Origin of the sequence: Bradyrhizobium sp. cf659, assembly GCF_900113725.1 — a bacterium.
Lineage (GTDB): Bacteria > Pseudomonadota > Alphaproteobacteria > Rhizobiales > Xanthobacteraceae > Bradyrhizobium.
Genome location: NZ_FOQJ01000003.1, coordinates 357,167 through 380,707 on the forward strand (window position 1 = coordinate 357,167; position 23,541 = coordinate 380,707).

29 protein-coding genes are annotated in these 23,541 nt (G+C 65.3%); 16 read left to right on the forward strand and 13 right to left on the reverse strand.

All coding sequences use genetic code 11. From position 1 onward, the window contains the following. Nucleotides 1-140 precede the first annotated feature (140 nt). Together BM118_RS15740 and BM118_RS15745 are read right to left on the reverse strand one after the other, a co-directional pair. A complete protein-coding gene (locus tag BM118_RS15740) occupies nucleotides 141-866 on the reverse strand; it encodes an outer membrane protein (protein WP_092186462.1) in 726 nt (241 codons plus the stop codon). Between the two features lie 223 nt (nucleotides 867-1,089). Continuing rightward, nucleotides 1,090-1,410, reverse strand: a complete 321-nt coding sequence (locus BM118_RS15745; protein WP_025575206.1) for a hypothetical protein — start codon at nucleotides 1,408-1,410, stop codon at nucleotides 1,090-1,092. A gap of 190 nt (nucleotides 1,411-1,600) precedes the next feature. Between BM118_RS15745 and BM118_RS15750 the strand changes: the two genes are divergently transcribed. Continuing rightward, the gene (locus BM118_RS15750; RefSeq protein ID WP_092186463.1) at nucleotides 1,601-1,885 is read left to right on the forward strand and encodes a hypothetical protein; all 285 of its coding nucleotides are present in this window, start codon (nucleotides 1,601-1,603) and stop codon (nucleotides 1,883-1,885) included. A gap of 19 nt (nucleotides 1,886-1,904) precedes the next feature. On the opposite strand, the gene BM118_RS15755 is transcribed toward BM118_RS15750, so the two are convergent. From BM118_RS15755 to BM118_RS15770, 4 genes are all read right to left on the reverse strand, one after another. Beyond that, entirely contained in the window at nucleotides 1,905-2,840 is a 936-nt protein-coding gene (locus BM118_RS15755) for an AEC family transporter (protein WP_092186464.1), read from the reverse strand. A 176-nt stretch (nucleotides 2,841-3,016) separates the two neighbouring features. After that, on the reverse strand, nucleotides 3,017-3,226 hold the full coding sequence (locus tag BM118_RS15760) for a hypothetical protein (protein ID WP_092186465.1): 210 nt from the start codon (nucleotides 3,224-3,226) through the stop codon (nucleotides 3,017-3,019). Then, complete coding sequence (locus BM118_RS42315) at nucleotides 3,223-3,411, reverse strand: hypothetical protein (RefSeq protein WP_092187022.1); 189 nt, start codon at nucleotides 3,409-3,411, stop codon at nucleotides 3,223-3,225. Before BM118_RS42315 ends, BM118_RS15760 begins: the two co-directional genes overlap by 4 nt. Before the next feature lie 241 nt (nucleotides 3,412-3,652). Beyond that, nucleotides 3,653-4,540 carry an MBL fold metallo-hydrolase gene (locus BM118_RS15770; protein ID WP_092186466.1) on the reverse strand — a complete coding sequence of 296 codons (888 nt, stop codon included), beginning with the start codon at nucleotides 4,538-4,540 and terminating at the stop codon, nucleotides 3,653-3,655. Nucleotides 4,541-4,632: 92 nt separating this feature from the next. Between BM118_RS15770 and BM118_RS15775 the strand changes: the two genes are divergently transcribed. The 3 genes from BM118_RS15775 to BM118_RS15785 are packed head-to-tail and all read left to right on the forward strand — an operon-like array spanning nucleotide 4,633 to nucleotide 6,344. Further along, on the forward strand, nucleotides 4,633-4,962 hold the full coding sequence (locus BM118_RS15775; protein ID WP_092186467.1) for an ArsR/SmtB family transcription factor: 330 nt from the start codon (nucleotides 4,633-4,635) through the stop codon (nucleotides 4,960-4,962). Between the two features lie 24 nt (nucleotides 4,963-4,986). Continuing rightward, a complete protein-coding gene (locus BM118_RS15780) occupies nucleotides 4,987-5,538 on the forward strand; it encodes a rhodanese family protein (protein WP_092186468.1) in 552 nt (183 codons plus the stop codon). A gap of 26 nt (nucleotides 5,539-5,564) precedes the next feature. Continuing rightward, nucleotides 5,565-6,344: a sulfite exporter TauE/SafE family protein gene (locus tag BM118_RS15785; RefSeq protein ID WP_092186469.1), complete on the forward strand. Its 780-nt coding sequence runs from the start codon at nucleotides 5,565-5,567 to the stop codon at nucleotides 6,342-6,344. Here the strand turns inward: BM118_RS15785 and BM118_RS15790 are convergent. The 4 genes from BM118_RS15790 to BM118_RS15805 form a co-directional block, all read right to left on the reverse strand. Beyond that, entirely contained in the window at nucleotides 6,337-7,968 is a 1,632-nt protein-coding gene (locus tag BM118_RS15790; RefSeq protein WP_177234439.1) for an ABC transporter ATP-binding protein, read from the reverse strand. The two genes, BM118_RS15785 and BM118_RS15790, sit on opposite strands and share 8 nt — an antisense overlap. Before the next feature lie 2 nt (nucleotides 7,969-7,970). Beyond that, nucleotides 7,971-8,810, reverse strand: a complete 840-nt coding sequence (locus BM118_RS15795; protein WP_025575214.1) for an ABC transporter permease — start codon at nucleotides 8,808-8,810, stop codon at nucleotides 7,971-7,973. Beyond that, nucleotides 8,807-9,778 (reverse strand): ABC transporter permease, encoded by a 972-nt coding sequence (locus tag BM118_RS15800; RefSeq protein ID WP_092186471.1) that lies wholly within the window; start codon nucleotides 9,776-9,778, stop codon nucleotides 8,807-8,809. The genes BM118_RS15795 and BM118_RS15800 overlap by 4 nt, the downstream gene beginning before the upstream one ends. Before the next feature lie 231 nt (nucleotides 9,779-10,009). Further along, nucleotides 10,010-11,560, reverse strand: coding sequence for an ABC transporter substrate-binding protein (locus BM118_RS15805; protein ID WP_092186472.1), 1,551 nt, complete (start codon nucleotides 11,558-11,560; stop codon nucleotides 10,010-10,012). A 215-nt stretch (nucleotides 11,561-11,775) separates the two neighbouring features. Between BM118_RS15805 and BM118_RS15810 the strand changes: the two genes are divergently transcribed. The 3 genes from BM118_RS15810 to BM118_RS15820 all read left to right on the forward strand — a co-directional run bounded on the left by BM118_RS15810 (nucleotide 11,776) and on the right by BM118_RS15820 (nucleotide 13,933). Beyond that, a complete protein-coding gene (locus BM118_RS15810; protein ID WP_092186473.1) occupies nucleotides 11,776-12,414 on the forward strand; it encodes a TetR/AcrR family transcriptional regulator in 639 nt (212 codons plus the stop codon). 254 nt (nucleotides 12,415-12,668) lie between these two features. After that, nucleotides 12,669-13,331: a DUF3313 domain-containing protein gene (locus BM118_RS15815; protein ID WP_092186474.1), complete on the forward strand. Its 663-nt coding sequence runs from the start codon at nucleotides 12,669-12,671 to the stop codon at nucleotides 13,329-13,331. A gap of 32 nt (nucleotides 13,332-13,363) precedes the next feature. After that, nucleotides 13,364-13,933 (forward strand): DUF2147 domain-containing protein, encoded by a 570-nt coding sequence (locus tag BM118_RS15820; RefSeq protein ID WP_092186475.1) that lies wholly within the window; start codon nucleotides 13,364-13,366, stop codon nucleotides 13,931-13,933. 3 nt (nucleotides 13,934-13,936) lie between these two features. Here BM118_RS15820 and BM118_RS15825 read toward each other — a convergent pair whose 3' ends face one another. Then, nucleotides 13,937-14,248, reverse strand: a complete 312-nt coding sequence (locus BM118_RS15825; protein ID WP_025575224.1) for a hypothetical protein — start codon at nucleotides 14,246-14,248, stop codon at nucleotides 13,937-13,939. Nucleotides 14,249-14,430: 182 nt separating this feature from the next. Here BM118_RS15825 and irr point away from each other — a divergent pair, with 182 nt between their 5' ends. Next, complete coding sequence (irr, locus tag BM118_RS15830; protein ID WP_092186476.1) at nucleotides 14,431-14,913, forward strand: Fur family transcriptional regulator Irr; 483 nt, start codon at nucleotides 14,431-14,433, stop codon at nucleotides 14,911-14,913. Between the two features lie 19 nt (nucleotides 14,914-14,932). Here the strand turns inward: irr and BM118_RS15835 are convergent, their stop codons facing one another. Then, on the reverse strand, nucleotides 14,933-16,483 hold the full coding sequence (locus BM118_RS15835) for a winged helix-turn-helix domain-containing tetratricopeptide repeat protein (protein WP_092186477.1): 1,551 nt from the start codon (nucleotides 16,481-16,483) through the stop codon (nucleotides 14,933-14,935). A 134-nt stretch (nucleotides 16,484-16,617) separates the two neighbouring features. Between BM118_RS15835 and mddA the strand changes: the two genes are divergently transcribed. Together mddA and BM118_RS15845 are read left to right on the forward strand one after the other, a co-directional pair. Next, nucleotides 16,618-17,406, forward strand: coding sequence for a methanethiol S-methyltransferase (gene mddA / locus BM118_RS15840; protein ID WP_092186478.1), 789 nt, complete (start codon nucleotides 16,618-16,620; stop codon nucleotides 17,404-17,406). A 225-nt stretch (nucleotides 17,407-17,631) separates the two neighbouring features. Beyond that, complete coding sequence (locus BM118_RS15845) at nucleotides 17,632-18,054, forward strand: GFA family protein (protein ID WP_092186479.1); 423 nt, start codon at nucleotides 17,632-17,634, stop codon at nucleotides 18,052-18,054. 53 nt (nucleotides 18,055-18,107) lie between these two features. Here the strand turns inward: BM118_RS15845 and phnF are convergent, their stop codons facing one another. Beyond that, nucleotides 18,108-18,839 carry a phosphonate metabolism transcriptional regulator PhnF gene (phnF, locus tag BM118_RS15850; protein WP_092186480.1) on the reverse strand — a complete coding sequence of 244 codons (732 nt, stop codon included), beginning with the start codon at nucleotides 18,837-18,839 and terminating at the stop codon, nucleotides 18,108-18,110. Nucleotides 18,840-18,958: 119 nt separating this feature from the next. Here phnF and phnG point away from each other — a divergent pair, with 119 nt between their 5' ends. The 6 genes from phnG to phnL are packed head-to-tail and all read left to right on the forward strand — an operon-like array spanning nucleotide 18,959 to nucleotide 23,534. Then, nucleotides 18,959-19,423: a phosphonate C-P lyase system protein PhnG gene (gene phnG / locus BM118_RS15855; protein ID WP_177234352.1), complete on the forward strand. Its 465-nt coding sequence runs from the start codon at nucleotides 18,959-18,961 to the stop codon at nucleotides 19,421-19,423. 4 nt (nucleotides 19,424-19,427) lie between these two features. Then, nucleotides 19,428-20,036 carry a phosphonate C-P lyase system protein PhnH gene (phnH, locus tag BM118_RS15860; protein WP_177234353.1) on the forward strand — a complete coding sequence of 203 codons (609 nt, stop codon included), beginning with the start codon at nucleotides 19,428-19,430 and terminating at the stop codon, nucleotides 20,034-20,036. A gap of 4 nt (nucleotides 20,037-20,040) precedes the next feature. Beyond that, nucleotides 20,041-21,144 (forward strand): carbon-phosphorus lyase complex subunit, encoded by a 1,104-nt coding sequence (locus BM118_RS15865; RefSeq protein WP_092186483.1) that lies wholly within the window; start codon nucleotides 20,041-20,043, stop codon nucleotides 21,142-21,144. After that, nucleotides 21,141-22,037 carry an alpha-D-ribose 1-methylphosphonate 5-phosphate C-P-lyase PhnJ gene (locus tag BM118_RS15870; RefSeq protein ID WP_092186484.1) on the forward strand — a complete coding sequence of 299 codons (897 nt, stop codon included), beginning with the start codon at nucleotides 21,141-21,143 and terminating at the stop codon, nucleotides 22,035-22,037. The genes BM118_RS15865 and BM118_RS15870 overlap by 4 nt, the downstream gene beginning before the upstream one ends. Next, a complete protein-coding gene (gene phnK / locus BM118_RS15875; RefSeq protein ID WP_092186485.1) occupies nucleotides 22,030-22,827 on the forward strand; it encodes a phosphonate C-P lyase system protein PhnK in 798 nt (265 codons plus the stop codon). The genes BM118_RS15870 and phnK overlap by 8 nt, the downstream gene beginning before the upstream one ends. Nucleotides 22,828-22,835: 8 nt before the next feature. Beyond that, nucleotides 22,836-23,534, forward strand: a complete 699-nt coding sequence (gene phnL / locus BM118_RS15880; RefSeq protein WP_177234354.1) for a phosphonate C-P lyase system protein PhnL — start codon at nucleotides 22,836-22,838, stop codon at nucleotides 23,532-23,534. Nucleotides 23,535-23,541 lie beyond the last annotated feature (7 nt).

A 23,541-nucleotide genomic window follows, 5' to 3' on the forward strand; every position in this document is an offset into this window, starting at 1 on the left:
CTGTTTTGTGGCGGGCAGTATCGGTCGGGCCGGTTAAAAAAATCGCAATTGGTGCAATTGCTTGTGCTGGTTCCGCAGAGCGAAAAAAGAAGGGCCGGCAAGATGCCGGCCCTTCGTCAGGATAAGGTTTTGCTAACCGCTCAGTAGCGCGCGACCGTCGAGTTGGCCCAGTTGAAGCGATAATTGACGCCAGCCTTGATAGTGTGGTCGTCGGTGGTGAAGTTGCCGGTGCCCGCGAGCGGGCCCGCGGTGAAGTGCGCGTCGCCGAAATTGTAGTACTGGTACTCGGCCTTGGCCGACCAGTTCGGCGCGAACATGTATTCGAGGCCGGCGCCGACGGTGTAGCCGTTGCGATGATCGCCATCGATGATGAAGCCGGTCGGAACGCCGCCGACCGTGACCTTCTCGTTGTTGTCCGAATAGGCGTAGCCGCCCTTCACGTAGAGGAGGCCCGGACCCCAGGTGTAGCCGACGCGGCCGGTGATCGAGCCGAGGCCGCGCTGGTCGTTGGTGTAGGCGACGCCGCCCGGGAACACCGCACCGACGCTGCCGGAGAGCCAGGAATACTGGCCCTCGACGCCGACCACGAAGTTCGGGTTGAACTGCCAGTCCGCACCGACCTGCACGCCGCCGAGGAAACGGCCGTTGCCGTTGTTGCCGGTGGAGAGGCCGCTGAAATTGTTGTCGCTGGAGAACGCGCCGCCGACATGGGCGCCGAGATAGAATCCCGTCCAGTTGTAGATCGGCGCGGCATAGGCCGGCGCGGGCGCCTTGTAGTAGTTGCGGTTGCCGAGATCGGCGCCGACGGCCGGCGCAGCGGCGCCCACCACGAGCAGCGCGACGGTCGCAAACAGAATCTTCTTCATAGTCCAAACTCCAACACTTAGGTCCCCGGCAGGCGCGCTTTCCGCGCCGTCGTTGGTTTTGCAGATAGCTCGCTTTTGACGAAAATGCTGTCACATCCGTGGCACAACGACAGCCAACCTAACTTATTGGGCTGTAAATGATTTTCGTGCTTAATGGCGACTTAAGAAATGCTGAAGGAAGGCTTAACGTCGCGTCTTCCCGGTAACTTGCGTGCGGCTCTTGTTAACCAAGACGCCGCCGCGCCTCATCGCGCATCTGCTCGCGGAACGCCGCTCGCTTTGCCGGCCGGTCTTCCTCGCGCACGTCGTGACGATCGAAGATGTCGAACTTCTCCAGGATCGGATAGCGCTCGCTCGCCATCGCGAGCACGCGCAGCACCTTCGTCGCCGACGGCGTCGGGCCGCTGACCTCCCAGCGCCGGATGGTGTCGGCGCCGCCCTTCTCCGGCAATCCGCACAGCCTGGCCATGTCGGCCGCGGTGAGCTTGCGCTCGAGGGCATCGGAGAGGTCGGCGCGGAGTTGCTTCAGTTCGGGGCCAGTCATGTCAATCGCGTTCGGGGGAGCTGCTGAGGGCAATGCACTACCGCTGATTCGGGTCCATCCGAAGGCAGCGAGGGCACGCCCCGGCGCTCCGGCACCTTCGGGTGCGCACGGAGTTATGAACGGAGTGCTATGGAAATCTTCCGACGAATGAACAGATGGCACAACGGGCCCGCTATCGAAGGGATCAGCCATGACAACCGTCAAACTCGCCATTGCCGCGCTCATCACGACCGGACTGCTTGCCGCGCCCTTCGCGGCTGAGGCGAAGAAGCACCGGTCGAGCAGACATTACAGCACCGGTGTGGTGGCCCCGGCCTATGGCGGCGCCGGATTGCCGGCGGCGCAGGGCAGGCCCGCTTACGGGTCGTCCGGACAGACGGTCGGAACGGTCACGGCGCCGTCGATTGGAACGTACAACTGGCCGTCGGTCGGCGTGACCAACTCGGTCCCGACCTGGAGCAACACCACGCGATAGCGGCGCGCGCCGATGCCGGTCAGCGCGTGCCGGCCGCAAGGCCCGAGAGCAGGGTGAGCGCGACCAGCAAGGTCGCGACCGACAGCATCGTCGTGACCGAGACGGTGGCCGCAACCAGTTTCTCCTCGACCTTGTGCTCGTGGGCGAGAACGTACACGGTTTTCGCGGTCGGCACGGCTGCGCACACGACGGCGGCGGCGGTGTAAAGCGGATCGAGGCCGGTGATCACGCAAAGTCCGTAGACGATCAGCGGCATCACCACCAGCTTCACGGCCGAGAGCGCGAACGATGCCTTCAGATTCGATCGCAAGCCTTCGGCCGACAGGCCGAGCCCGATGGCAAACAGCGCGCAGGGCGTGAGCGCGGCCGCGATCATGTTGAGGTAGGCGGCAACGGGCGGCGGAATCGGCAGACCCGTGATCGCCCATGCGAGCCCAACGAGCGTCGACAGCACCATCGGATTGAGCAGAATCTGTTTCGCGAGGCCAGCGGAGTGCGCAGGCCCGCGCGCGTCCCTTTCCAGCAGGATGACCGTGATCGGAAACATCACAGCGGCGACGAACACGGTCGCCACCGCGGCGGGCAGGACGGCGGGCTGGCCGTAGATCGCGTGCAGGATCGGAAGCGCCACGAAGCCGGTGTTGGTCATGGCCGCGGCCATGCCATGGATGGTGCTGCTGGCGAGATCATGCTTCCCGCCGGCGCGGACCGCCACGAAGACGAGCGCGAAGCAGAGCAGCGAGCCGCCGCCAAACGCGAGCAGGAAGCGCCATTCCAGCAGATTGCGCGCCGGCTCCCGCGCGATCGTGACGACCAGCAGCGCCGGCATCGCCACGTTGTAGGCGAAATGCACCAGCGCATCGGCGAGCGTGCGCGAGAGATAGCCGAGCGCGCCGGCCAGCCAGCCGGTGACGATGATCGCGAACACGGGAAGAACGAGGCTCGCGACTTCCATCCGGCTTCCCCCTCACTGCCAAACAGCGAGGTGGTAGGCTACTCCGGCGATGGACGGTCGTCACCGTGCGATTTGCTCGAGCCATCCCAGGCTCGGCTGGTGCTCGTCAGTCACCGCAGCCGTCCCGAATGGGCATTCACATCGAAGGGATTACCAGGGGAAAGTGATCTTTCTTGCTAAATTCCCCTGCCGTCGTGTTTGCCAATCACGCAGCGCCATCCCGCCAGGCGCTCGGCCGGATGCTGGTTCATCCATTCGGCGAGCTGTGGCGCGCCCATCAGACAGGACTGCACCGAGACATTGGCGAAGTCCGAGCTGGTGACAGTCTGCTCGTGGCAATTTGTCGGAGAGGAGAGACTGCAGAGCACGGCGATGATCTTGATCACGACAGATGGCCCGCGTCGCTGCGATGTGAAGCGGCGCCGCTGGCCGCGCGACCGATCGTTGCGTCTTGCTGGCCGCTGACGGGATCAGCCGGCGGGAAGATGCTGTCATATATCGCGCGTGCCTCTCGAATGAGGCGCGCTCGCTCGCGCTCGGATCGCGAGACGAACTGAATAACTTCACCCATGTCCGCTCCATATATTACTTGGCAAGTCCGCCATGAGATGATGGAAATCATCCCTTCCCGATGTAGGAGACCGCCCGCAGCTTTGAAGCTGTGCAGGCGGTCACGAAGAATAAAAAGCGCGTGACCGCGTCGGTGCGCTCAGTCCGATTCGGTCCCATATCGGCTCACGGTCAAAAGCGCTCGTTGCAAGGCCTGCGCCTCCAACAAATGAGAGTCGCGGACGATACCGGCTGGCCTGCGCTTAAACGCAGGTTCCCGCTCCTCCCTTCAGCGTCACGGGAATAGTGAGATAGCGTACTCCGTTGGCTTCGGCCGGGGGGAATTTGCCGGCGCGGATGTTGACCTGGATGGAGGGTAGCAGCAACCGCGGCGCCGAGAGCTTGGCGTCGCGCGCCTGGCGCGTGGCCACAAACTCATCCTCCGTGACGCCTTCCTTGACATGGACGTTCTTCTCGCGCTCCTCGTGCACGGTCGTTTCCCAGGCGTAGGTGTCGCGGCCGGGAGCCCTATAGTCGTGACACAGGAACAGTCGCGTCTCGGGCGGCAGCGCCAGGAGCCGCTGTATCGACCGGTAGAGCTTGTGCGCGTCGCCGCCGGGGAAGTCGGCGCGAGCCGTGCCGTAGTCCGGCATGAACAGGGTGTCGCCGACGAACACGGCTTCGTCGATCTTGTAAGAGACGTCGGCGGGCGTGTGCCCCGGCGTGTAGATCACATCTACGTCGAGTTCGCCGATCTTGAACCGCTCGCCGTCCCGGAAGAGTCGGTCGAAGTCGCTGCCGTCGGTCTTCAAGTCGGTGGCGTTGAATATTGGCCGGAAGATGCGCTGTACATCCTTGATGTGCTCGCCGATGCCGATTTTTGCGCCGGTCTTCGCCTTGATGAAAGGGGCGCCAGAGAGGTGGTCGGCGTGGGCATGCGTCTCGAGCACCCATTCGATCATGTAGCCCGCATCTTCCGCGGCCTTCAACATCGCCTCGACCGAACGCGTGTCCACCTCACCCGAGCTGTGATCATAGTCAAGCACCGGATCGATGATAGCGGCCCTCGTCGTCGCCGGATCGGCAACCAGATAGCTGACGGTGTTGGTGGGCTCGTCAAAGAACGCTCGGATGATGGGTTGTCCCGACATGGCTTGTTTCTCCTGATGCTCCCGGCTCGGTTGGTCTTGACATATATATTAGGTATAGCTAAATTAGCAATAGCTAAAATAAGGAGCGGCCAATGGCCTTCCAAGCCTTCGATCTAGAGACCTTCGAAAAGCAGGCGGTTGAGGTTGCCGGCATTCTGCGCGCGCTCGCCAACGAGCGTCGGTTGATGATCCTGTGCAACCTCGTCGAATGCGGCGAGAGCAACGTGAATGCCCTCGCGGAAGCCGTGGGTCTGTCGCAATCGGCGCTCTCGCAGCACCTCGCCAGGATGCGTGAGGAGGGCCTCGTCACCTTTCGGCGCGAAAGCCAGACGCTCTGGTACCGCATCGCCGATCCGCGCATCGAGCAGCTCTTTGCCACGCTGCACAGGCTCTTTTGCAAACCCGTCAAGACGAAGAACTAGTTCAAGACCGTAGAGGAACCAATCATGTCATTGCCCACAATCAAGCCAGCCGAGGCGCGCCGGCTTATCGAGCGCGGCGCTCTCCTGATCGACATCCGCGAAGTCGATGAGCACGTCCGCGAGAAAATCCCCGGCGCACGGCACCTGCCCCTGTCGAAGCTCGACGAGGTCGACCTTGCCGTACATCAGGGCAAGCCGGTCATCTTTCACTGCAAAAGCGGCGCCCGCACTCAGGCCAACGCATCGCGGCTCGCGGCGAAGCTCGGCGAAACCGGCGAAGCCTTTGTCATCGACGGCGGGCTCGATGCGTGGCGCAAGGCCGGCATGCCGGTCGTGACTGACGGGCGTCAACCGCTGGAGCTTCAGCGCCAGGTGCAGATCGGCGCCGGCAGTCTTGCTGTCGTGGGCACGCTGCTTGGCCTCTTCGTGTCGCCATGGTTCTTCGCCGTGCCGGCCTTCGTCGGCGCCGGGCTGATCACGGCCGGCCTCACCGGCTTTTGCGGCATGGCCCGCATTCTCATGCGCGCGCCCTGGAACCGCGGCGTCTACGGCTCGCCCGCACGAGCCGGGCGATAGCGGTTTGAAATGAGGAGCTGTCCGCTATGCTGTCGTTGACTCAAGGCGCACTCGGCCTCGCCTCCGGCTCGCTGGTCGGCTTTTCGCTAGGGCTGGTCGGAGGTGGCGGCTCGATTTTGGCCGTGCCGCTCCTCGTCTATCTGGTCGGCGTGTCAGATCCGCACGTGGCGATAGGTAGCAGCGCGATCGCCGTCGCGGCGAACGCTGCCGCTAACCTCGTCAACCACGCCCGTGCTGGCAACGTGAAGTGGCGCTGCGCCTCCGTATTCGCACTCGCAGGCGTGGCCGGCGCCTTCCTCGGCTCCACCCTCGGCAAGATCGTCGAGGGCCAGAAGCTGCTGGCGTTGTTCGCCATTGTCATGATGGTCGTGGGAGCGCTGATGCTGAAAGGGCGCTCCGGCGCGGGCGAGCCATCGGTCCGGCTCAACCGGGAGAACCTGCCGAAGCTCCTCGCCCTTGGGCTTGTCACGGGAGCTTTGTCCGGCTTCTTCGGGATCGGCGGCGGCTTCCTGATCGTGCCGGCGCTCATCGCTGCCACCGGCATGCCGATCCTCTATGCGGTCGGCTCCTCTCTTGTGGCGGTGACCGTCTTTGGGCTGACGACGGCGGCCAACTACGCCCTGTCGGGCCTCGTGGATTGGTATCTTGCCGCGTTGTTTGTCTCCGGCGGAGTTCTCGGCGGGCTCTTCGGCGCCCGCTCGGCCAGCTCGCTCGCCGAGCGTAAAGGAGCACTGAACACCGTATTCGCGGCGCTCATATTCGCGGTGGCGATCTACATGCTGGTCCGCAATCTCGGTTTCACGTGATCGAGATCTCCGAAGCCGCGCGCTCCTTCCGCCCCGGCACCGCCGCGAGTAGCTCGCGCGTATAGGCGTGCTCGGGCGCGGCGAACAGCTGCGCTGTCGGCTTCAGCTCGACGATGGCGCCGCGCTGCATCACCGCGATGCGGTCGCAGATCTGGGCGGCGACGCGCAGATCGTGGGTGATGAACAGCATCGAGAGGCCGAGGCGCGCCTTGAGGTCTTCGAGCAGCCGCAAGACTTGCGCCTGCACCGAGACGTCGAGCGCGGAGACGGCCTCGTCGGCAACGATGATCTCGGGCTCGAGCGCGAGCGCGCGAGCGATGCCGATGCGCTGGCGCTGGCCGCCGGAGAATTCATGCGGATAGCGTTCGAGCGACCCGGCGTCCAGGCCCACCATCTTCAGGAGATCGCGGGCGCGGTCGAAGGCCACTTTCGGATCGACACCGGCTGCGATCGGGCCGTCGGCGATGATGTGGCCGATCTTGCGGCGCGGATTGAGCGAGGCGAACGGATCCTGGAAAATCATCTGGATGCGATGGCGCTCGGTGCGCAGCGCCTTGCCCGAAAGCTGCGTGAGATCGGTCTCGCCGATCCGCACCGTGCCGCGGTCGGCTTCGATCAGCCGCATCACGAGGCGCGCCACCGACGACTTGCCGGAACCGGATTCGCCGACGAGGCCGAGCGTCTCGCCCTTGAGGATGTTGAAGTTGACCTCGCGCGCGGCATCGACGCGGCGGTCCTCGCGAAACCAGCCGCCCGAGGTGACGTAGGTCTTGTCCAGCCCGATCACCTCGACGGCCCTGGCTTGGTCGTCGAGCGGCTCGCGCGCCGGCGGATCCATCGACGGCACGGCCGCGAGCAGCGCCTTGGTGTAGTCGTGCTGGGGCTCGTCGAAGACGTTGGCGGCGGGGCCTTCCTCGACCACCTTGCCGTGCCGGAGCACCACGACCTGGTCGGCGATATCGGCGACCACGCCGAAATCATGGGTGATGAACATCACCGCCATGTTGCGGTTGCGCTGGAGGTTGCGGATCAGTTTCAGGATCTGCGCCTGCGTGGTGACGTCGAGCGCGGTGGTCGGCTCGTCCGCCACCAGCACCGCGGGCTCGAGCGCGAGCGCCATCGCGATCATGGCGCGCTGGCGCTGGCCGCCGGAGAGCTGGTGCGGATAGGCGCGGACGATGCGCTCGGGGTCGGGCAGGCCGACCTCGCGTGCCAGCGCCAGCGCTCTTGCGCGCCGCTCCCTGGGCGTGAGCAGGCCGTGGGCCTCGAACATCTCCGCCATCTGGTCGCCGATCCGCATCAAGGGATTGAGCGCGGTCATCGGCTCCTGGAAGATCATTGCCAGCCGGCGGCCGCGCAGATCGCGCCAGCCGTCGTCATCCAGCTTGAGCAGGTCGCGGCCCTCGAACAGGATCTCGCCGGAGGTGACGTTGACCGTATCCGGCAACAGGCCCATCAGCGCATGCGCGCACATCGACTTGCCGGAGCCGGATTCGCCGACGACGCAGACGATCTTGCCGGGCCGAAGGTCCAGCGAAACGCCATCGACGGCGAAGGCACGCTCGGCGCCCTTGGGCAATGCGATCTGCAGGTTCTTGATGGAGACGGCGGGAGGGGCGGTCATCATCAGCGCCCCTCCCGCGACAGCCGCGGATTGAGCGCGTCGTTGAGGCCTTCGCCGATCAGGTTCAAGCCGAGCACCGAGATCAGGATGGCGACGCCGGGAAACACCGTGATCCACCAGGCCTGCCGGATCACGGTTCGGCCGGCGCCGACCATATAGCCCCAGGAGATCAGATTGGGATCGCCGAGGCCGAGGAAGGCCAGCGAGGATTCCAGCAGGATCGCGGTCGCCACCATCAGCGAGGCCAGCACGATCACCGGCGACAGCGCATTGGGCAGGATCTCGCGCAGGATGATCCAGGTGTTGCTCTGGCCGGTGACCACGGCGGCCTGGACGTATTCGCGCGTGCGCAGCGACAGCACCTCGCCGCGCACGAGGCGGGCGACCGGCGGCCAGCTCACCACCGCGATCGAGGCCACGATCGAATAGATCGAGGGCTGCAGGATCGCGACCAGCACGATCGCCAGCGCGAAGCTCGGAATGGTCTGGAAGAATTCGGTGAAGCGCATCAGGGCGTCGTCGACCTTGCCGCCGAAATAGCCGGCCATGGCGCCGATCGGCACGCCGACGACCAGCGCCACCAGCGTCGAGACGAGGCCAACGAGCAGCGAGACGCGTGCGCCAAAGATCATGCCGGCGAACACGTCGCGGCCGAGCGCGTCGGTGCCGAGCGGCACGGTCGAGAGCGTGAACGGCGGCAGGAACGGCCGCTGCACCATGCGCCAGGGCGAGTTCGGGAACAGCATCGGTCCGAACACCGCGATGCCGATCGCAAGCAACAGGATGATGAGCCCGATGACGCCGCTCGGGCTGCGCAACATCGATTTCCAGAACTGTTTCATGAGGCGAATTCGATGCGCGGATCGACCAGTCGATAGACGAGGTCGGTGATGAGGTTGAAGATCAGGACCATGGCGGAGCAGATCACGAACACGCCGAGCAGGAGGTTGTAGTCCCGCTGCAGCAGCGCGTCGTACATCAGGCGCCCGATGCCGGGCCAGGCGAACACGGTCTCGGTGATGACGGCGCCGCCGATCAGCGTGCCGGAATGCACGCCGGCGAGCGTCACGACGGGCAGCAGCGCGTTGCGCAGCACGTGGCGGCGCTGGATCACGGCGTCGGAGAGGCCCTTGGCGCGCGCGGTCTTGACGAAGTCGAGGCGCTTCACCTCCAGCATCGAGGCGCGCGTCATCCGGGTATAGGTCGCCATGAAGAACAGGCCGAGCGTCATCGCCGGCATGATCAGGTGTCTTGCGACGTCGACCGCGTGGGCAAGGCCGGTGAGATTGGCGCCGACCGTCTCGTAGCCGAAGCTCGGCAGCCAATCGAAGGTGACCGAGAACAGGAGGATGCCCATCAGCGCCACCCAGAAGATCGGCATGGCGTAGAAGATCAGGGCGAACACGGTGATGCCGGTGTCGAGAAAGGTTCCGGCGAAGCGTGCCGCGAAGCTGCCGAACAGGACGCCGAGCATCAGCGAGATCGCGAAGGCGGTCAGCGTCAGCAGCAGGGTCGCCGGCAGCCGTTCGAGGATCAGCTTCGACACCGGCGCCTGCTGGCGGAAGGAGAAGCCGAGGTCGAGGGTGACGACGCCCTTGACGTAGATGAAGAGCTGCTCCGGCAGCGGCTTGTCGAGGCCGAACTTTTCCCGGAGCTGCTTGACGAAGATCTGGTCGCTGGCGCCGGCCTCGCCCGCCATCACGACCGCGGGGTCGCCGGGCGCAAGCCGGATCAGGAAGAAATTGAGGACGACGATCGCGAGCAGGACGATCACGCCCTTCACGACACGCTGAGCGACGAAGGAGAGCATATTATGGGTGGTTCATATTGGGTGACGTGACCTTTGGCCACTGGGGTAGTGCGCTCCCTCGCCCCGCTCTTGCGGGGCCGAGACGAGCTTCGCTCGCTCTGGGAGGGGTGGGGTGAGGGGCCTCTCTCCACGCGTGAGAATGCTGACGGACCTGTACCCCCTCACCCGCCGCGCTCCGCGAGCGCGTCGACCTCTCCCCGCAAGCGGGGAGAGGTGAAGTCGGAAGCACCATCACTTGTCGAGCCATGCGTCCTTGAAGCCGTCATTGACGCCGATGCCGGTCGTGATCAGGTTCTTGACCTTGCAGCGCATGATGGTCGGGAATTGCAGCTCGAGCATCCAGGCCACCGGCACGTCCTCGACCAGGATCTTCTGCGCCTTCTCGTAGATCTCCTTGCGCTTGGAATCCGGGGTCGCGACGGCGCCGTCGGCGAACAGCTTGTCGATCTCCGGGTTGGAGTAGCCCTCGACATTGTTGAACACCTGGCCCTTGGCGATGGCGCTGGAGACGTAGTTGCGCCCGACGCCGAGGGCCGGATCGCCGTACTGGTAGAGATAGGTGAAGGCGATGTCGTAGTCCCAGTCGCCGATCTTCTGGTTGCCGCCGGCAACGTCGGTGGCGATCGTCTCGATGTTCATGCCGACGTCCTGGAGGTTCTGCTTCACGGCTTCACCCCAGCGCTGCCAGGTCTCGCCATAGGCGAGCGGCAACAGGCGGATCTTCTCGCCCTTGTAGCCGGCTTCCTTCAACAGCGCCTTGGCCTTGGCCGGATCGTACGGATATTTCGGCACGTCGGCGGTGTAGTACTTGATGGTCGAGGCGGACGGGCCGGTCGCGACCTTGCCGAGCCCGTTCCAGATCACGTCCTTAGCGAAATCGCGGTCGATCGCATACATGATCGCCTGCCGCACCCGCTTGTCCGCGAGCGGTCCCTGGCGGTTGTTCAGCCACAGCCAGGCCAGCGGCGAGAAGAACTCCCAGCCGGCGCCGGTGACGCAGGTATCCTTCAGCTTGGACAGCCGCGGCACGTCGAAATTCTCGACCGAGCCGCCGGGCAGCACGTCGACCTTGCCGGTCTCGTACGCCACCGAGCGCGCGGCGGCGTCGGGGATGATCTGCCAATAGACCTCGTCGAGATAGGGCTTGCCCTTCTCGTGGTAGTTCGGGTTCTTGACCATGCGGATGAACGAGCCCTTCTGCCATTCCTTGAACATGAAGGGGCCGGTGCCGACAGGCGCATTGTTGTAGGGGTTGGTCTTCCAGTCGGTGCCTTCATAGAGATGCTTCGGCACCATCGGCATCGAGCCGACCTCGAAGATGCCGAGGAACGGTCCGAACGGCTGCTTCAGCGTGAACACCACCGTGTAATCGTCGGGCGCCTCGACCTTGTCGACCTGCACGAGGTTGGCGCGGGCGCGCGCATGGGTCTGCTTCAGCATCTCGATCGAGAACAAGACGTCGGCTGACGTGAAGGGCTTGCCGTCATGCCAGGTCACGCCCTTCTTGAGCTTGAAGGTGTAGGTCTTGGCGTCCTCGCTGACGGTCCAGCTCTCGGCGAGCTCCGGCTGCGGCTCGAGCTTGGGGCTGTAGCGCAGCAGGCCCTCGAAGATGTTGCCCGACACCATCTGGACCGGGCCGTTCTGGACCATCGCAAGCATCAGGCCGGGCGGCTCGGGCTGGATCACGGCATTGATCACGCCCCCCGTTTTCGGCTCTTGCGCCAGCGCCGAGGCCGTGAGGCCGCAAGCCAGGAGGACACCAAGCAACACTCGTTTTGGCATGTCGTATCTTTCTCAAGCGAGACCAGCCGCAAACGCTTCGCACGTCATGGCGCGCAAAGCTACGGCCGGCCCATCCCAGTCCCCATCCGGTATCGAGGCTCACATAGTCTCATTCGGCGCCGCAAGATGAAAGTCTCGACAGTGTTCGCACAAAAAATGTACAGCGCGTCCTGTTTTCACTTGATTCATTGTCCTGTCACGGAGACAAGTCGGCCATGGACAATGCCACACGCTCCGAACGATCCCGCAACGCCGCGCTCGAGGCGGCGATCAGGATCATTGCGCGCGACGGGCCCGGCCGGCTGACACTCGATGCCATCGCGCGCGAGAGCGGCCTCAGCAAGGGCGGCGTGATGCATCAGTTCCGCACCAAGGAAGCCGTGCTCAAGGCGCTGCTGGAGCGGCAGATGGAGCATTTCGAGGAATTCTCAACCCGTTATATGGCGAAGGTGAGTGAGACCTCGGCGAATCCCAATCTGGCCACGCAGCTTGCGACCGTGCGCGAAGCGGCCACGTCGCCGAATTCCGCCGCGCTGGCGCTGGTCGCGGCCATGGTCGAGAATCCCGGCCTGATGTCGCTGCCGCGCGACCGCGAGATGAAGAGGGTGGAGGCCATCAAGGCGGAGGCCGCTGATCCCGAGCTCGCGCTGTTGCGCTGGGCAGCGGCGCGGGGACTATTGTTGAGCTCGCTGTTCGGCATGTCGCCGCTTGGCAAGGACGAGCACCAGCGGCTGTTCGCGCGTCTGCTCGATGACGATCAATGGCGTCCGCTCGAAAAGCCGGCCAAGGCCCGCGCCGCAAAAGCCGGCGGGGCATCCGCGGCGAAGGCTGGCGCGGCGCGCAAGCGCGCCTGATTCATCGTTAACGAACCCCAACCGGACGCTGCCCAAAACCGCGCCTGCGGCCAAATGTGCCAGGTCCTCATTTCCGTACTTTACAAACCAACTGGTCGGTTTTATAAATGGAAACACTGAGACGGCCCAAGGCGTCTGAAATGGCCCCGGACGATGCCTTGGGCCGGCAATGGTGAGCGCCGCAGCCGCGTCTGGTCCCAAAACGCGGCTGCGGTCCCCATCGCCTTTGCTGAAAGCCGCTAGAGGAGTCTGGAATGGATCGCTCGATCGCCCTGCGCGGTCTGGGAACGCTGGTGCTTTGCGCGGCCGCGGCCGGCTGCGCCTCGGTCGCGCCCGTGCCCTATTCGGAGATGGCGTCCTCGGCCTACATGGCCCCGGACAGGTCGGACGCCTCCGGCCGCGTGCCCTACCGCTACTCCACGCCGGTCGACTGGCGCGCATATAATAAAGTGATCCTCGATCCCGTCGTGCTTTACCGCGGCAAGGATCATCAGTTCGGCGACATGTCCGACAGGGACAAGGCGACGCTCGCCGCCTACATGCAGAATTCCTTTGCCGAGCGGCTGCGCGGCCGCTTCGCGCTGGTGCGCGAGCGCGGACCGAACACGCTGCGGATCAGGCTGACGCTCACCGGCGCCGTCACCAACACGCCGGTGCTCGGCACGCTCTCGCGCTTCGACCTCGCCGGTGCCGTCTACAACGGCGTGCAGGCCGCGCGCGACGGCGAGGGGACGATGACCGGCTCGGTCGTCTATGGCGTCGAGATCTTCGATGCCGCCACCGCGCGTCTGCTCTCTGCCTACGTCACCAAGCAATATCCGGGCGCCTACGACATCAAGGCCAGCGTCGGCGCGCTCGCAGCCGCCACCGCCGGCCTCGACAAGGGCGCCGACGCGCTGATGGCGCAACTGAACTGACGCGGCAACCCGCGCAACGAAAGGCATCGCAGATGAACATTTTTCTCCGCTTCGTGCTGCGCGTCGCGATCACCGTCGTGATGATGATCATCGGCGGCCGCGCCGGCGCTGCCGCGCCCACCGATCCCAGCGGCACCTGGCTGGTCGAGGACGGCCGCGCCCGCATCCGGCTCGAACGCTGCGGTCCGTCGCGCGAGCGCATCTGCGGCTTCATCGTCTGGATGAAGGAGCCGGCCGACAAGCGCGGCCAGCCCTATCGCGACAAGGAAAATCCTGATGCGGACAAGCGCGCCCGCGCGCTGCTCGGCCACCAGCTCATCATGGGCTTGCAGGCGACGGCGGAGGGACGGTTTGCCGGCGACATCTACAATGCGGAGGACGGCAAGTCCTATTCGGTCTCGCTGTGGCGCGAATCTCCTGACCGCCTCAAGCTCAAGGGCTGCCTGATCAGGTTCCTGTGCCAGACCCAGACCTGGCAGCAGACCCTCGATGTGCTGCCCGGCCAGCTCGTCGGCCTGACCGGCGATCTCAACGGCCCGCGCGCCGACAAGGAATGGGCGGCCGTGCCGGCCCCGAAGCCGATACAGGCGAAGGCGAAGTAGCCTTCAGGGCGTTCGCAGCGCCCGCCGCAATTCGTCGAGCGCGTCTGCGAGCTGCTCGCGATGCGCGATGTCGTCCTTGGGGAGAGCGGCGACGCTGCTTGCGAGCTCACGCAGGATGCCGGCGAGCAGGCCGAAATTGATGTGCAGATGCACCGATTTGCGTTCGTCGGCCGCCCCCGGATGTTGCAGCACCAGCGCGACGCCGCTGCCGTCGAGACGTGCCTCGAACCGCGATGAATGCTCGAAGGTGCCGACATAGAACTTGTCGGGATATTCGAGCGCGACCTCTGCCTTGTCGGGAACCGGCCTGGACATCTGAACCTCGTCGATACCCCCGCATTCTGACCGGGAATAAACCGGGCCGCCTTGCGATAGGTCAGAGGCGACCGCTTCCGGATTTGATCCGGATCAAAGCCAGGCCGCCGCTTCTGCGATCGAATGGCAACTGGCCGGACGCCGCGTTGCGTGCCTTGGTCCTTTCAGCCGTGAGACGATCGATGGACATGCAGGCCACGAATATCCCCGCGGGCGACGACGCCGGAACGGACGTCGTCGGACCGGAGCCGGATGAGGGCGTGCAGCGCTGTCTGCGATTGCTTGTTGATGCGGGCCTCCGGCCGACGCGCCAGCGCCTGGCGCTCGGCCAGTTGCTGTTCCTGCGCGGCCATCGCCACGTGACCGCCGAGGGGCTCTATGAAGAGGCGCTGGCGGCAAATGCATACCTGTCGCTCGCGACCGTCTACAATACGCTGAACCAGTTCACCGAAGCCGGCCTGTTGCGCCGGATCGCCGCCGACGGCATCAAGTCGTTCTTCGATACCGACACATCCGTGCATCCGCACTTCTACCTCGAAGGCGAGGATGTGCTGGTCGACGTCGCCGATGGCCTCGCCTTCACCAGGATTCCCGAGGCGCTTCCCGGCCACGAGATCGCGCGGCTCGACGTCATCGTCCATCTGCGCCGCAAGCGCGTGGCGTAAAGCCGGGCCTGACGATTTCCTACCGCAACCCCGCCCGCCGGAATCCTTCCAGATAGTGCTCGCGATCGGCGTCGCTGGCCCATGGCAGTTGCGTCGCGATCCAGTGCAGCGAGATGCCCGGCTGGGTGCGGCGGAGCTCGCCCAGCGCCATCTCCGCAAGCGTCCCGTCGCCGGTCATGCCGGCGGACACGGCGAGCACGCGATAGGCGCCGGTGAGGTCGCCGCGATGGCGGATCGCCTCGCGCGCGAGCGCGATGGCCTCGTCATAGCGCCGCTCGGTGAAGCGCGCATAGCCGGCGATGCCGTGATAGATCGCCAGCGACGGGTCGCGCGGTGAGAGCCGGATCGCCCTCTGCGCCGCCTCGAACGACTCCCTCGACCGCCCGGCATAGGACAGCGCCAGCGCGTAATAGCCCTGCGCCAGCGAGAAGTTCGGATTGAGCGCGAGCGCCTGCTCGAACTCGGACAGCGCGTCCGTAAGCCTGCGCGTCGAGAAGTAGACGCTGCCGAGCCCGGCATGCGCCCAGGCATCCTCATGATCGCAGCGCACCGCGGCCAGCGCGGCGGCTTCCGCTATCGGCGCCACCCTGGCCAGCTCGGTCCAGCCGAGATGCGCGCCGAACATGTGGTTCGCCGCGAGCAACGACAGCGCCTGGCCGTAATTCGGATCGATCCCGATCGCGCGCTCGAGCAGCGCCTTTGCGGCCTCGTGATCCTGCCGCGTCACGCGCCAGTAATGCGACAGCGCGCGCATCAACAGATCCCAGGCGTCGAGGCTCGCGGGCGGCTTGCGACGGCTACGAAAATCCTCCGCCGCGTGGATCTGCGGCTCGATCGCTGCGGCGATCGCATTGGTGATCTCGTCCTGCACGGCGAAGACGTCGACGAGCTCGCGGTCATAGCGCTCCGCCCAGAGGTGGCTGCCCGATGTCGCGTCGTTGAGCTGTGCGGTGATGCGCACCCGGTTGTTCGCCTTGCGCACGCTGCCTTCGACGATGTAGCGGACGCCGAGCTCCTCGGCGATCTGCCTGATGTGGACCGCGCGTCCCTTGTAGGTGAAGGACGAGTTGCGGGCGATCACCATGAACCAGCGCTGCTTCGACAGCGCGGTGAGGATGTCCTCGCTGATCCCGTCGCCGAAATAGTCCTGTGCGGGATCGCCGCTCATGTTCTCGAAGGCGAGCACCGCGATCGCCGGGCGGTCCGCCACGGCGCGCGGCCGGGCAGGGACGGGCTCGGCGGGCGCAGGCACCGCTGCCGCTTCTTCCCGGACGTCGCCGATGAAACGAAAGCCCTTGCGCGGGATCGTCTTGATCAGCCGCTGTGCCGCGCCGTCGTCGCCGAGCGCCTTGCGCGCGGCGTTGATCCGGCTGTTCAGGGCGGAATCCGAGACGATGCGGTCGCTCCAGATCTGGCTGATCAGGTCATCCTTGCTGACCACTCGCGCCCGTTGCGCGACGAGGTAAAGCAACAGATCGAACACCTGGGGCTGCAACGGCACGGCCACCCCGGCGCAGGTCAGTTCGCGCAGGTCGCCGTCGAGCACGTTGTTTTCAAAGCAAAATCGCACGTTTCTGTCGTCTCAAGCAAAAATCAAAGTCGTCTCAGGCGAAAATCAACCGTCCGCGAAAGTCTTGGACGCACCGATGCGGCATGGTGCAGCCACCAATGAAGTGCCGGCGTTTTGGCACAACGGAGCTTTCCATGTCCCAAATTGATCAACAGATTCATTCAATCGGCCCGGAGGTTGCGGGCTCACGCATTTTCAAGTTCATCGCCTTTCTGTACGGAATTGCGGCGTATCTCGTGTTTTTCGTCACCATTCTCTACGCTATCGGCTTCGTGATGGGGCTGGCAGTGCCGAAGACCATCGACACCGGAGCCGAAGCGCCCGTCGTTCGCGCGGTCATCATCAATCTGCTGCTGATGTCGCTGTTCGCGGTTCAACACAGCGTGATGGCGCGCCAGCAATTCAAGGCGTGGTGGACGCAGTTCGTCCCCAAGCCGGTCGAGCGATCGACTTACGTGCTGTTCGCGAGCCTGTCATTGCTCCTCCTGTTCTGGCAGTGGCGTCCGCTGCCTGCGGTCATATGGGAGGTCGAGGATCCCGATCTTGCCGTGACGTTGGTCACGCTGTCCTTCGCGGGTTGGATATTGGTGTTCACCTCGACCTTCATCATCAATCATTTCGAATTGTTCGGCTTGCATCAGGTGACCAACCATCTCGTCGGCAAGGAAGCGACGCCGCCGCGTTTCAGGACGCCGCTGCTCTACAAGTTCGTCCGTCATCCGATCTATCTCGGCTTCATCATCGCGTTCTGGGCGGCACCGGTCATGACCGCGGGCCATCTGCTGTTCGCGGCCGTGACCACGCTCTACATCTTCGTCGGCATCGCGCTGGAGGAGCGCGACCTCGTCGATCTCTTCGGCGACGAATACCGGCAGTACAAACAACGCGTGTCGATGCTTATTCCCTGGCGCCGGTCAGTTTAGTGGTCGCCTCTTTCCGTCGCGTCCGCCGAATGGAGGATGCGCGACGGAACTGAGACGCGTATCTCGCCGGACACCAGCCTTCAACGACCCTCGGGGTGATTCCCCCTCACTCCGATGCCACCAGCGCGAGCGAAGCTCGTCGCGGCCCCGCATCCGCCTTCGCCGAGATCTCGGTGAAGCGGAGCGGGGAGACGATTTCCAACCTTCATCAACGGAGACGACCAAATGAAACATGTCGGACACTGCTTCTGCGGCGCGGTTACGGTCGAGGTCACGGGTGCACCGGAGGCGATGGGCTATTGCCATTGCGGCTCCTGCCGGTCCTGGTCCGGCGGACCGGTGAACGCCTTCAGCCTGTGGAAGCCCGACGCCGTGCGCATCACCGAAGGCGCGCAGCACGTCGAGACCTTCGCCAAGACGCCGCTCAGCCAGCGCAAATATTGCAGGAAGTGCGGCGGCCATCTCATGACCAATCACCCGCCGCTCGGCCTGACCGACGTCTTCACCGCCACCCTCCCCACCCTGGCATTCACGCCCGGCGTCCACGTCAACTACGCCGAGACGGTGCTGCCGATGCGCGACGGCCTGCCCAAGCTGAAGGATTTCCCCGCCGAGTTCGGCGGCAGCGGGGAGATGATGCAGGAGTAGGAGGCTCGGCTCTTCTTTCCCCCTGTTGTGGGAAAGAGGAAGAGAGCTGCATCTCAGCCGTTCTCGACCAGAAACTCCACCCGCTCGGCGGCGAAGCGCGAATGCTTCGTCACCAGCGGCTTGCCATCGAGATCGTGGTCGGTGGCATCGACCACGAGGATCGGCCGTCCCAGCGGCAGATCGAGCCGCGCAGCGTCGGTCGCATCGACGATGCCGGCGGTGATCCGGGTCGCGCCGCGGCGATAGTCGCGGACGCCGAAGTGCTCGAGCAGTTTCGTCATCGAGCGCGTTGCCGCAAACACGCTGCCCGCACCCGGAAACAACTCCGCCGACAGCCATGTCGTGGAGACGCAGATCGGCGTGCGGTCGGCGAGGCGTATCGCCTCGATCCGCACCAGCGGCGCGCCGGCCTTCAAGCCCAGCTCGCGCGCCAGCTCCCGCGTCGCGACGTCGTCGGCCGCCTCGATCAGCTGCCCGCGCGGCTCACGGCCGCCGGCGCCGACGATCTCGGAGAAGCGCGTGCGCGAGCGCAGCGGATAGGCGATGCGCTGCGCCTCGACATAGGTGCCGCTGCCGCGTTCGGCGCGCACCAGGCCGCGCTCGGCAAGGGCTGCCAGCGCCCGCCGCACGGTGTGGCGGTTGACGCGATAGGTCTCGGCGATCTCCATCTCGCCCGGCAGCTTGTCGCCGGCGGCAAAGCGGCCGTCGGCGATGCCGCGCTCGATGCCGTCGGCAACGAGGCGCCATAGCGCGACGCCCGTGGAGGCGGTGTCCTGCATGCTCATATCGCCGGTCAGCCTAGCCCGAAAATCACACGCTTGTCACGAAACAGTCATGGCGCTTCCGTATGAAGTTGTCTACTATCATAGACAACTTGAATTCGGCAAGTTCGGTGGCAAGTTCGGTGGATCGGGTGACGCAGCACAACAATCAGCAAGCCCAGCGCAAGGCCGCGATGGCCGTGCTGGCGCACGCGGAGGCGGGCGAGATCGCCGCTCGCCTCCGCGCTTTCGCCCTCCCGGCCCATCAGGACCTGCGCGCGCCGGAAAACGGCCTCGTCATGCTGCGCGGCCGGGTCGGCGGCGACGGCGCCCCATTCAACCTCGGCGAGGCCACGGTGTCGCGCGCTGCGGTCCGGCTTGCGAGCGGCGAGGTCGGCTTCGGCTACACGCTCGGACGCAACGGTGAGAAGGCGCGCCTGATCGCGCTGTGCGATGCGCTGGTGCAGTCGCGGGATTTTTCCGCATCGGTCGAGCGGGACGTTATCGCGCCGTTGCGTGAGCAGCTTACGATCCGGCGCAAGCAGGCGGCGGCCGAGACCGCCGCGACGAAGGTTGATTTCTACACCATGGTGCGCGGTGAGGGGTGAGATCATGACCACGATTGCGGAACTGCCGCCGGGGTTCGCCGACAAGGTGCTGTCGGCGCAATCGACCTTTCGTTCGGTGATGGACGCGATGGCGCGGCCGGGCTCGGTCCAGCGCATCGTACCGATGGCGGGAACCCCCGGGCCGATGATGCGCGGCGCCGCCGCGATCGCGCTGACGCTGTTCGATCACGATACGCCGCTCTGGCTCGATGCGCGGATGGCGGAGAGTTCCGACGTCGTGAAATGGCTCAAGTTCCATACCGGCGCGCCGGTCATCCAGGATTCCTCGATCGCAAGCTTTGCCCTGATCAGCGACGGCGCCCTGCTTCCGGCGCTCGAGCGCTTCGCGCTCGGCACCAGCGAATACCCGGATCGGTCGACCACATTGATCCTCCAGGTCGATCGCCTTGACGCAGGGCAGGGCTTCGAGCTGCGCGGCCCCGGCATCGATGGCGTCGCGACGCTCCGGGCGTCGATCAGGCCCGCCGACCTGTTCGAGCGGCTGCGTGTCAACGAGACGCTGTTTCCGCGCGGCATCGACGTGGTGCTGGTCGCCGATGACGCCGTGGTTGCGATCCCGCGCACAACGCGTGTCGTGAGCAAAGGAAGCTAGGCATATGTATGTCGCAGTCAAAGGTGGCGAGCGCGCCATCGAGAACGCTCATCGCCTGCTCGCCAATGCGCGGCGCGGCGATCAAAGCATTCCGGAAGTCACGCTCGACCAGATCTCGGAGCAGCTTGGTCTGGCCGTGGACCGCGTCATGAGCGAGGGCTCGCTTTATGACCGCGAGTTGGCGGCGCTCGCGATCAAGCAGGCGCGCGGTGATCTGATCGAGGCGATCTTCCTGGTCCGCGCCTTCCGCGCCACGCTGCCGCGCTTCGGCGCCAGCGAGCCGGTCGACACCGGCGCCATGCGGGTGCAGCGGCGGGTGTCCTCGACCTTCAAGGACATTCCCGGCGGTCAGATCCTCGGGCCGACCTTCGACTATACGCATCGCCTGCTCGATCCCTCGCTCGCCGATGGCTTTGCGCCGGAGGCGCCGGCGACGGCCGAAGCCTCGACCGCCCCGACGCCGCGCGTGACCGATATCCTGGGCCGCGACGGGCTGATCGAATCCTCGCCGCAGGCTGAGGACGGCGCCAGCGTCGGCGATCTCACCCGCGAGCCGCTCAACTTCCCGGCGGACCGCGACCTGCGCCTGCAAAATCTCGCGCGCGGCGACGAAGGCTTCCTGCTGGCGATGGGCTATTCCACCCAGCGCGGCTATGGTCGCAACCATCCCTTCGCCGGCGAGATCCGCTTCGGCGAGGTCGAGGTCGGATTCTCCGCCGAGGACGTCGGCTTCGCCGTGCCGCTCGGCTCGATCGAGCTCACCGAGTGCCAGATGGTCAACCAGTTCAAGGGGTCTGCGACGGAAGCGCCGTGCTTCACCCGCGGCTATGGCCTCGCCTTCGGCCAGAGCGAGCGCAAGACCATGTCGATGGCGCTGGTCGACCGCGCGCTGCGTGCCCGCGAGCTGGGTGAGGAGGCCCTCGCACCGGCGCAAGATGAAGAATTCGTGATGTCGCATTCGGACAACGTCCAGGCGACCGGCTTCGTCGAGCATCTGAAGCTGCCGCACTATGTCGACTTCCAGTCCGAGCTCGGCCTGCTGCGCAAGCTGCGTCAGGAGTTCGCCGAGGCCAATGCGCCTGATGTCATGAAAGAGGCCGCGGAATGAACGCGCCCGCCTACAATTTCGCCTATCTCGACGAACAGACCAAGCGGATGATCCGTCGCGCCATCCTGAAGGCGATCGCGATCCCCGGCTATCAGGTGCCGTTCGCCAGCCGCGAAATGCCGATGCCCTATGGCTGGGGCACCGGTGGCGTGCAGGTGACGGCGGCGATCCTCGGTCCTGAGGACGTGCTGAAGGTCATCGACCAGGGCTCCGACGACACCACCAACGCGATCTCGATCCGTAAATTCTTCGCCAAGACCGCCGGCGTCGCCACCACGACGGCGACGGACGATGCGACCGTGATCCAGACCCGTCACCGCATCCCCGAGGCGGCGCTGCACGAGAACCAGGTGCTGGTCTATCAGGTGCCGATCCCGGAGCCGCTGCGTTTCCTCGAGCCGCGCGAGACCGAGACGCGGCGCATGCATGCGCTCGCCGAATACGGCCTGATGCATGTGAAGCTCTATGAGGACATCGCGCGCTTCGGCCACATCGCGACCGCCTACGCCTATCCGGTGAAGGTGAACGCGCGCTACGTGATGGACCCGTCGCCGACGCCGAAATTCGACAATCCCAAGATGGACAATTGCCCGGCGCTGCAATTGTTCGGCGCCGGCCGCGAGAAGCGCATCTATGCGATCCCGCCCTATACGAAAGTGGTGTCGCTCGATTTCGAGGATCACCCCTTCGAGCCCTACCGCTTCAATGCGCCTTGCGCGCTGTGCGCGGCCGAAAACTCCTATCTCGACGAGATCGTCACCGACGACAAGGGCGGACGCATGTTCGTCTGCTCCGACACCGATTATTGCGAGGGCCGTCAGGCCGCCGGCCATCACGGCAGCCTGAGCGCTGCGCCGTACAAGGAGAAGGCGCAGGAGACATCAAATGGCTGATCACGACGTGATGGAAAACGACGAGCCGCTGCTGGTCGCGGAGTCGCTCAGCAAGTCCTACGGCCGCATCGCCGCGTGCCGCGACGTGTCGTTCTCGCTCTATTCCGGCGAGGTGCTGGCGATCGTCGGCGAATCCGGTTCGGGCAAGTCGACGTTGCTCCAGCTGCTGTCCGGCCAGCTCGCAGCCAGCGGCGGGCGCGTCTCCTACCGGATGCGCGATGGCGTCAGCCGCGATCTCGCCACGCTCGGCGAGGCCGAACGGCGCTTCCTGTTCCGCACCGACTGGGGCTTCGTGCACCAGGATCCCGCGCAGGGGCTGCGCATGGCGGTCTCGGCAGGCGCCAATGTCGGCGAGCGGCTGATGGCGGTGGGATGGAATCACTACGGCCGCATCCGTGACACCGCGTCCGACTGGCTCACGCGCGTCGAAATCGACGTCGCGCGCATCGACGATGCGCCGCGCACCTATTCCGGCGGCATGCGCCAGCGTCTCCAGATCGCCCGCAACCTCGTCACCGAGCCGCGGCTGGTGTTCATGGACGAGCCCACCGGCGGTCTCGACGTGTCCGTGCAGGCGCGCCTGCTCGACCTGTTGCGCAGCCTCGTCGCCGAGCTGCATCTCGCCGTCATCATCGTCACCCACGATCTTGCGGTCGCGCGGCTGTTGTCGCATCGCGTGATGGTGATGAAGGGCGGCCGCGTCATCGAGACCGGTCTCACCGACCAGGTGCTCGACGATCCCCGCGAGCCTTATACCCAACTCCTCGTCTCCTCGATCCTGCCGCCATGAGCCCCCTGATGACCGCCATGATCGACGTCACCGATGCCAAGAAGACCTTTACGATGCACCTGCAGGGCGGCATCGAGCTGCCTGTTGTCAGCGGCGTGACCTTCCAGGTGAACCCCGGCGAATGCGTCGTGCTGTCGGGCCCGTCCGGCGCAGGCAAGTCGTCGATCCTGAAAATGATCTTCGGCAATTACCGCTGCGATTCCGGCCGCATCGGCATTCGCCATCGCGGCGCGCTGATCGATCTGGCTGCCGCCGAGCCGCGGCAGGTCCTCAACGTGCGCCGCGCGACCATCGGCTATGTCAGCCAGTTCCTGCGCGCGGTGCCGCGGGTTGCCACGATCGACGTCGTCGCCGAGCCGCTGATCGTGAACGGCATGGCCCGAGCCGAGGCGCAGCAGCGTGCCGCCAACCTGCTGCACCGTCTCAACATTCCCGAGCGGCTCTGGCAGCTTCCGCCCGCGACCTTTTCCGGTGGCGAGCAGCAGCGCGTCAACATCGCGCGCGGTTTCATCTCGGATCTGCCGATCCTGCTGCTGGACGAGCCGACCGCTTCGCTCGATGCCGCCAACCGCGCCGTCGTGGTCGAGCTGATCGCCGAGAAGAAGCACCGGGGTGTCGCCATGGTTGCCATTGTCCATGACGACGAAATCCGGCATCTGATTGCCGACCGCATCGTCGATGTCACCAGCTTTGCCGCCGCGGCCTGAAGGAAAT

Coding starts and splice junctions, on each gene's coding strand:
- BM118_RS42315 (WP_092187022.1), bottom strand. CDS start 3,411: ATGGGTGAAGTTATTCAGTTCGTCTCGCGATCCGAGCGCGAGCGAGCG.
- BM118_RS15755 (WP_092186464.1), bottom strand. CDS start 2,840: ATGGAAGTCGCGAGCCTCGTTCTTCCCGTGTTCGCGATCATCGTCACC.
- BM118_RS15865 (WP_092186483.1), top strand. CDS start 20,041: ATGTATGTCGCAGTCAAAGGTGGCGAGCGCGCCATCGAGAACGCTCAT.
- BM118_RS15785 (WP_092186469.1), top strand. CDS start 5,565: ATGCTGTCGTTGACTCAAGGCGCACTCGGCCTCGCCTCCGGCTCGCTG.
- BM118_RS15770 (WP_092186466.1), bottom strand. CDS start 4,540: ATGTCGGGACAACCCATCATCCGAGCGTTCTTTGACGAGCCCACCAAC.
- BM118_RS15820 (WP_092186475.1), top strand. CDS start 13,364: ATGAACATTTTTCTCCGCTTCGTGCTGCGCGTCGCGATCACCGTCGTG.
- BM118_RS15795 (WP_025575214.1), bottom strand. CDS start 8,810: ATGAAACAGTTCTGGAAATCGATGTTGCGCAGCCCGAGCGGCGTCATC.
- BM118_RS15800 (WP_092186471.1), bottom strand. CDS start 9,778: ATGCTCTCCTTCGTCGCTCAGCGTGTCGTGAAGGGCGTGATCGTCCTG.
- irr (WP_092186476.1), top strand. CDS start 14,431: ATGGACATGCAGGCCACGAATATCCCCGCGGGCGACGACGCCGGAACG.
- BM118_RS15870 (WP_092186484.1), top strand. CDS start 21,141: ATGAACGCGCCCGCCTACAATTTCGCCTATCTCGACGAACAGACCAAG.
- phnK (WP_092186485.1), top strand. CDS start 22,030: ATGGCTGATCACGACGTGATGGAAAACGACGAGCCGCTGCTGGTCGCG.
- BM118_RS15815 (WP_092186474.1), top strand. CDS start 12,669: ATGGATCGCTCGATCGCCCTGCGCGGTCTGGGAACGCTGGTGCTTTGC.
- BM118_RS15775 (WP_092186467.1), top strand. CDS start 4,633: ATGGCCTTCCAAGCCTTCGATCTAGAGACCTTCGAAAAGCAGGCGGTT.
- BM118_RS15845 (WP_092186479.1), top strand. CDS start 17,632: ATGAAACATGTCGGACACTGCTTCTGCGGCGCGGTTACGGTCGAGGTC.
- BM118_RS15810 (WP_092186473.1), top strand. CDS start 11,776: ATGGACAATGCCACACGCTCCGAACGATCCCGCAACGCCGCGCTCGAG.
- BM118_RS15825 (WP_025575224.1), bottom strand. CDS start 14,248: ATGTCCAGGCCGGTTCCCGACAAGGCAGAGGTCGCGCTCGAATATCCC.
- BM118_RS15805 (WP_092186472.1), bottom strand. CDS start 11,560: ATGCCAAAACGAGTGTTGCTTGGTGTCCTCCTGGCTTGCGGCCTCACG.
- BM118_RS15790 (WP_177234439.1), bottom strand. CDS start 7,968: ATGACCGCCCCTCCCGCCGTCTCCATCAAGAACCTGCAGATCGCATTG.
- phnH (WP_177234353.1), top strand. CDS start 19,428: ATGACCACGATTGCGGAACTGCCGCCGGGGTTCGCCGACAAGGTGCTG.
- phnL (WP_177234354.1), top strand. CDS start 22,836: ATGACCGCCATGATCGACGTCACCGATGCCAAGAAGACCTTTACGATG.
- BM118_RS15750 (WP_092186463.1), top strand. CDS start 1,601: ATGACAACCGTCAAACTCGCCATTGCCGCGCTCATCACGACCGGACTG.
- mddA (WP_092186478.1), top strand. CDS start 16,618: ATGTCCCAAATTGATCAACAGATTCATTCAATCGGCCCGGAGGTTGCG.
- BM118_RS15745 (WP_025575206.1), bottom strand. CDS start 1,410: ATGACTGGCCCCGAACTGAAGCAACTCCGCGCCGACCTCTCCGATGCC.
- phnF (WP_092186480.1), bottom strand. CDS start 18,839: ATGAGCATGCAGGACACCGCCTCCACGGGCGTCGCGCTATGGCGCCTC.
- BM118_RS15740 (WP_092186462.1), bottom strand. CDS start 866: ATGAAGAAGATTCTGTTTGCGACCGTCGCGCTGCTCGTGGTGGGCGCC.
- BM118_RS15780 (WP_092186468.1), top strand. CDS start 4,987: ATGTCATTGCCCACAATCAAGCCAGCCGAGGCGCGCCGGCTTATCGAG.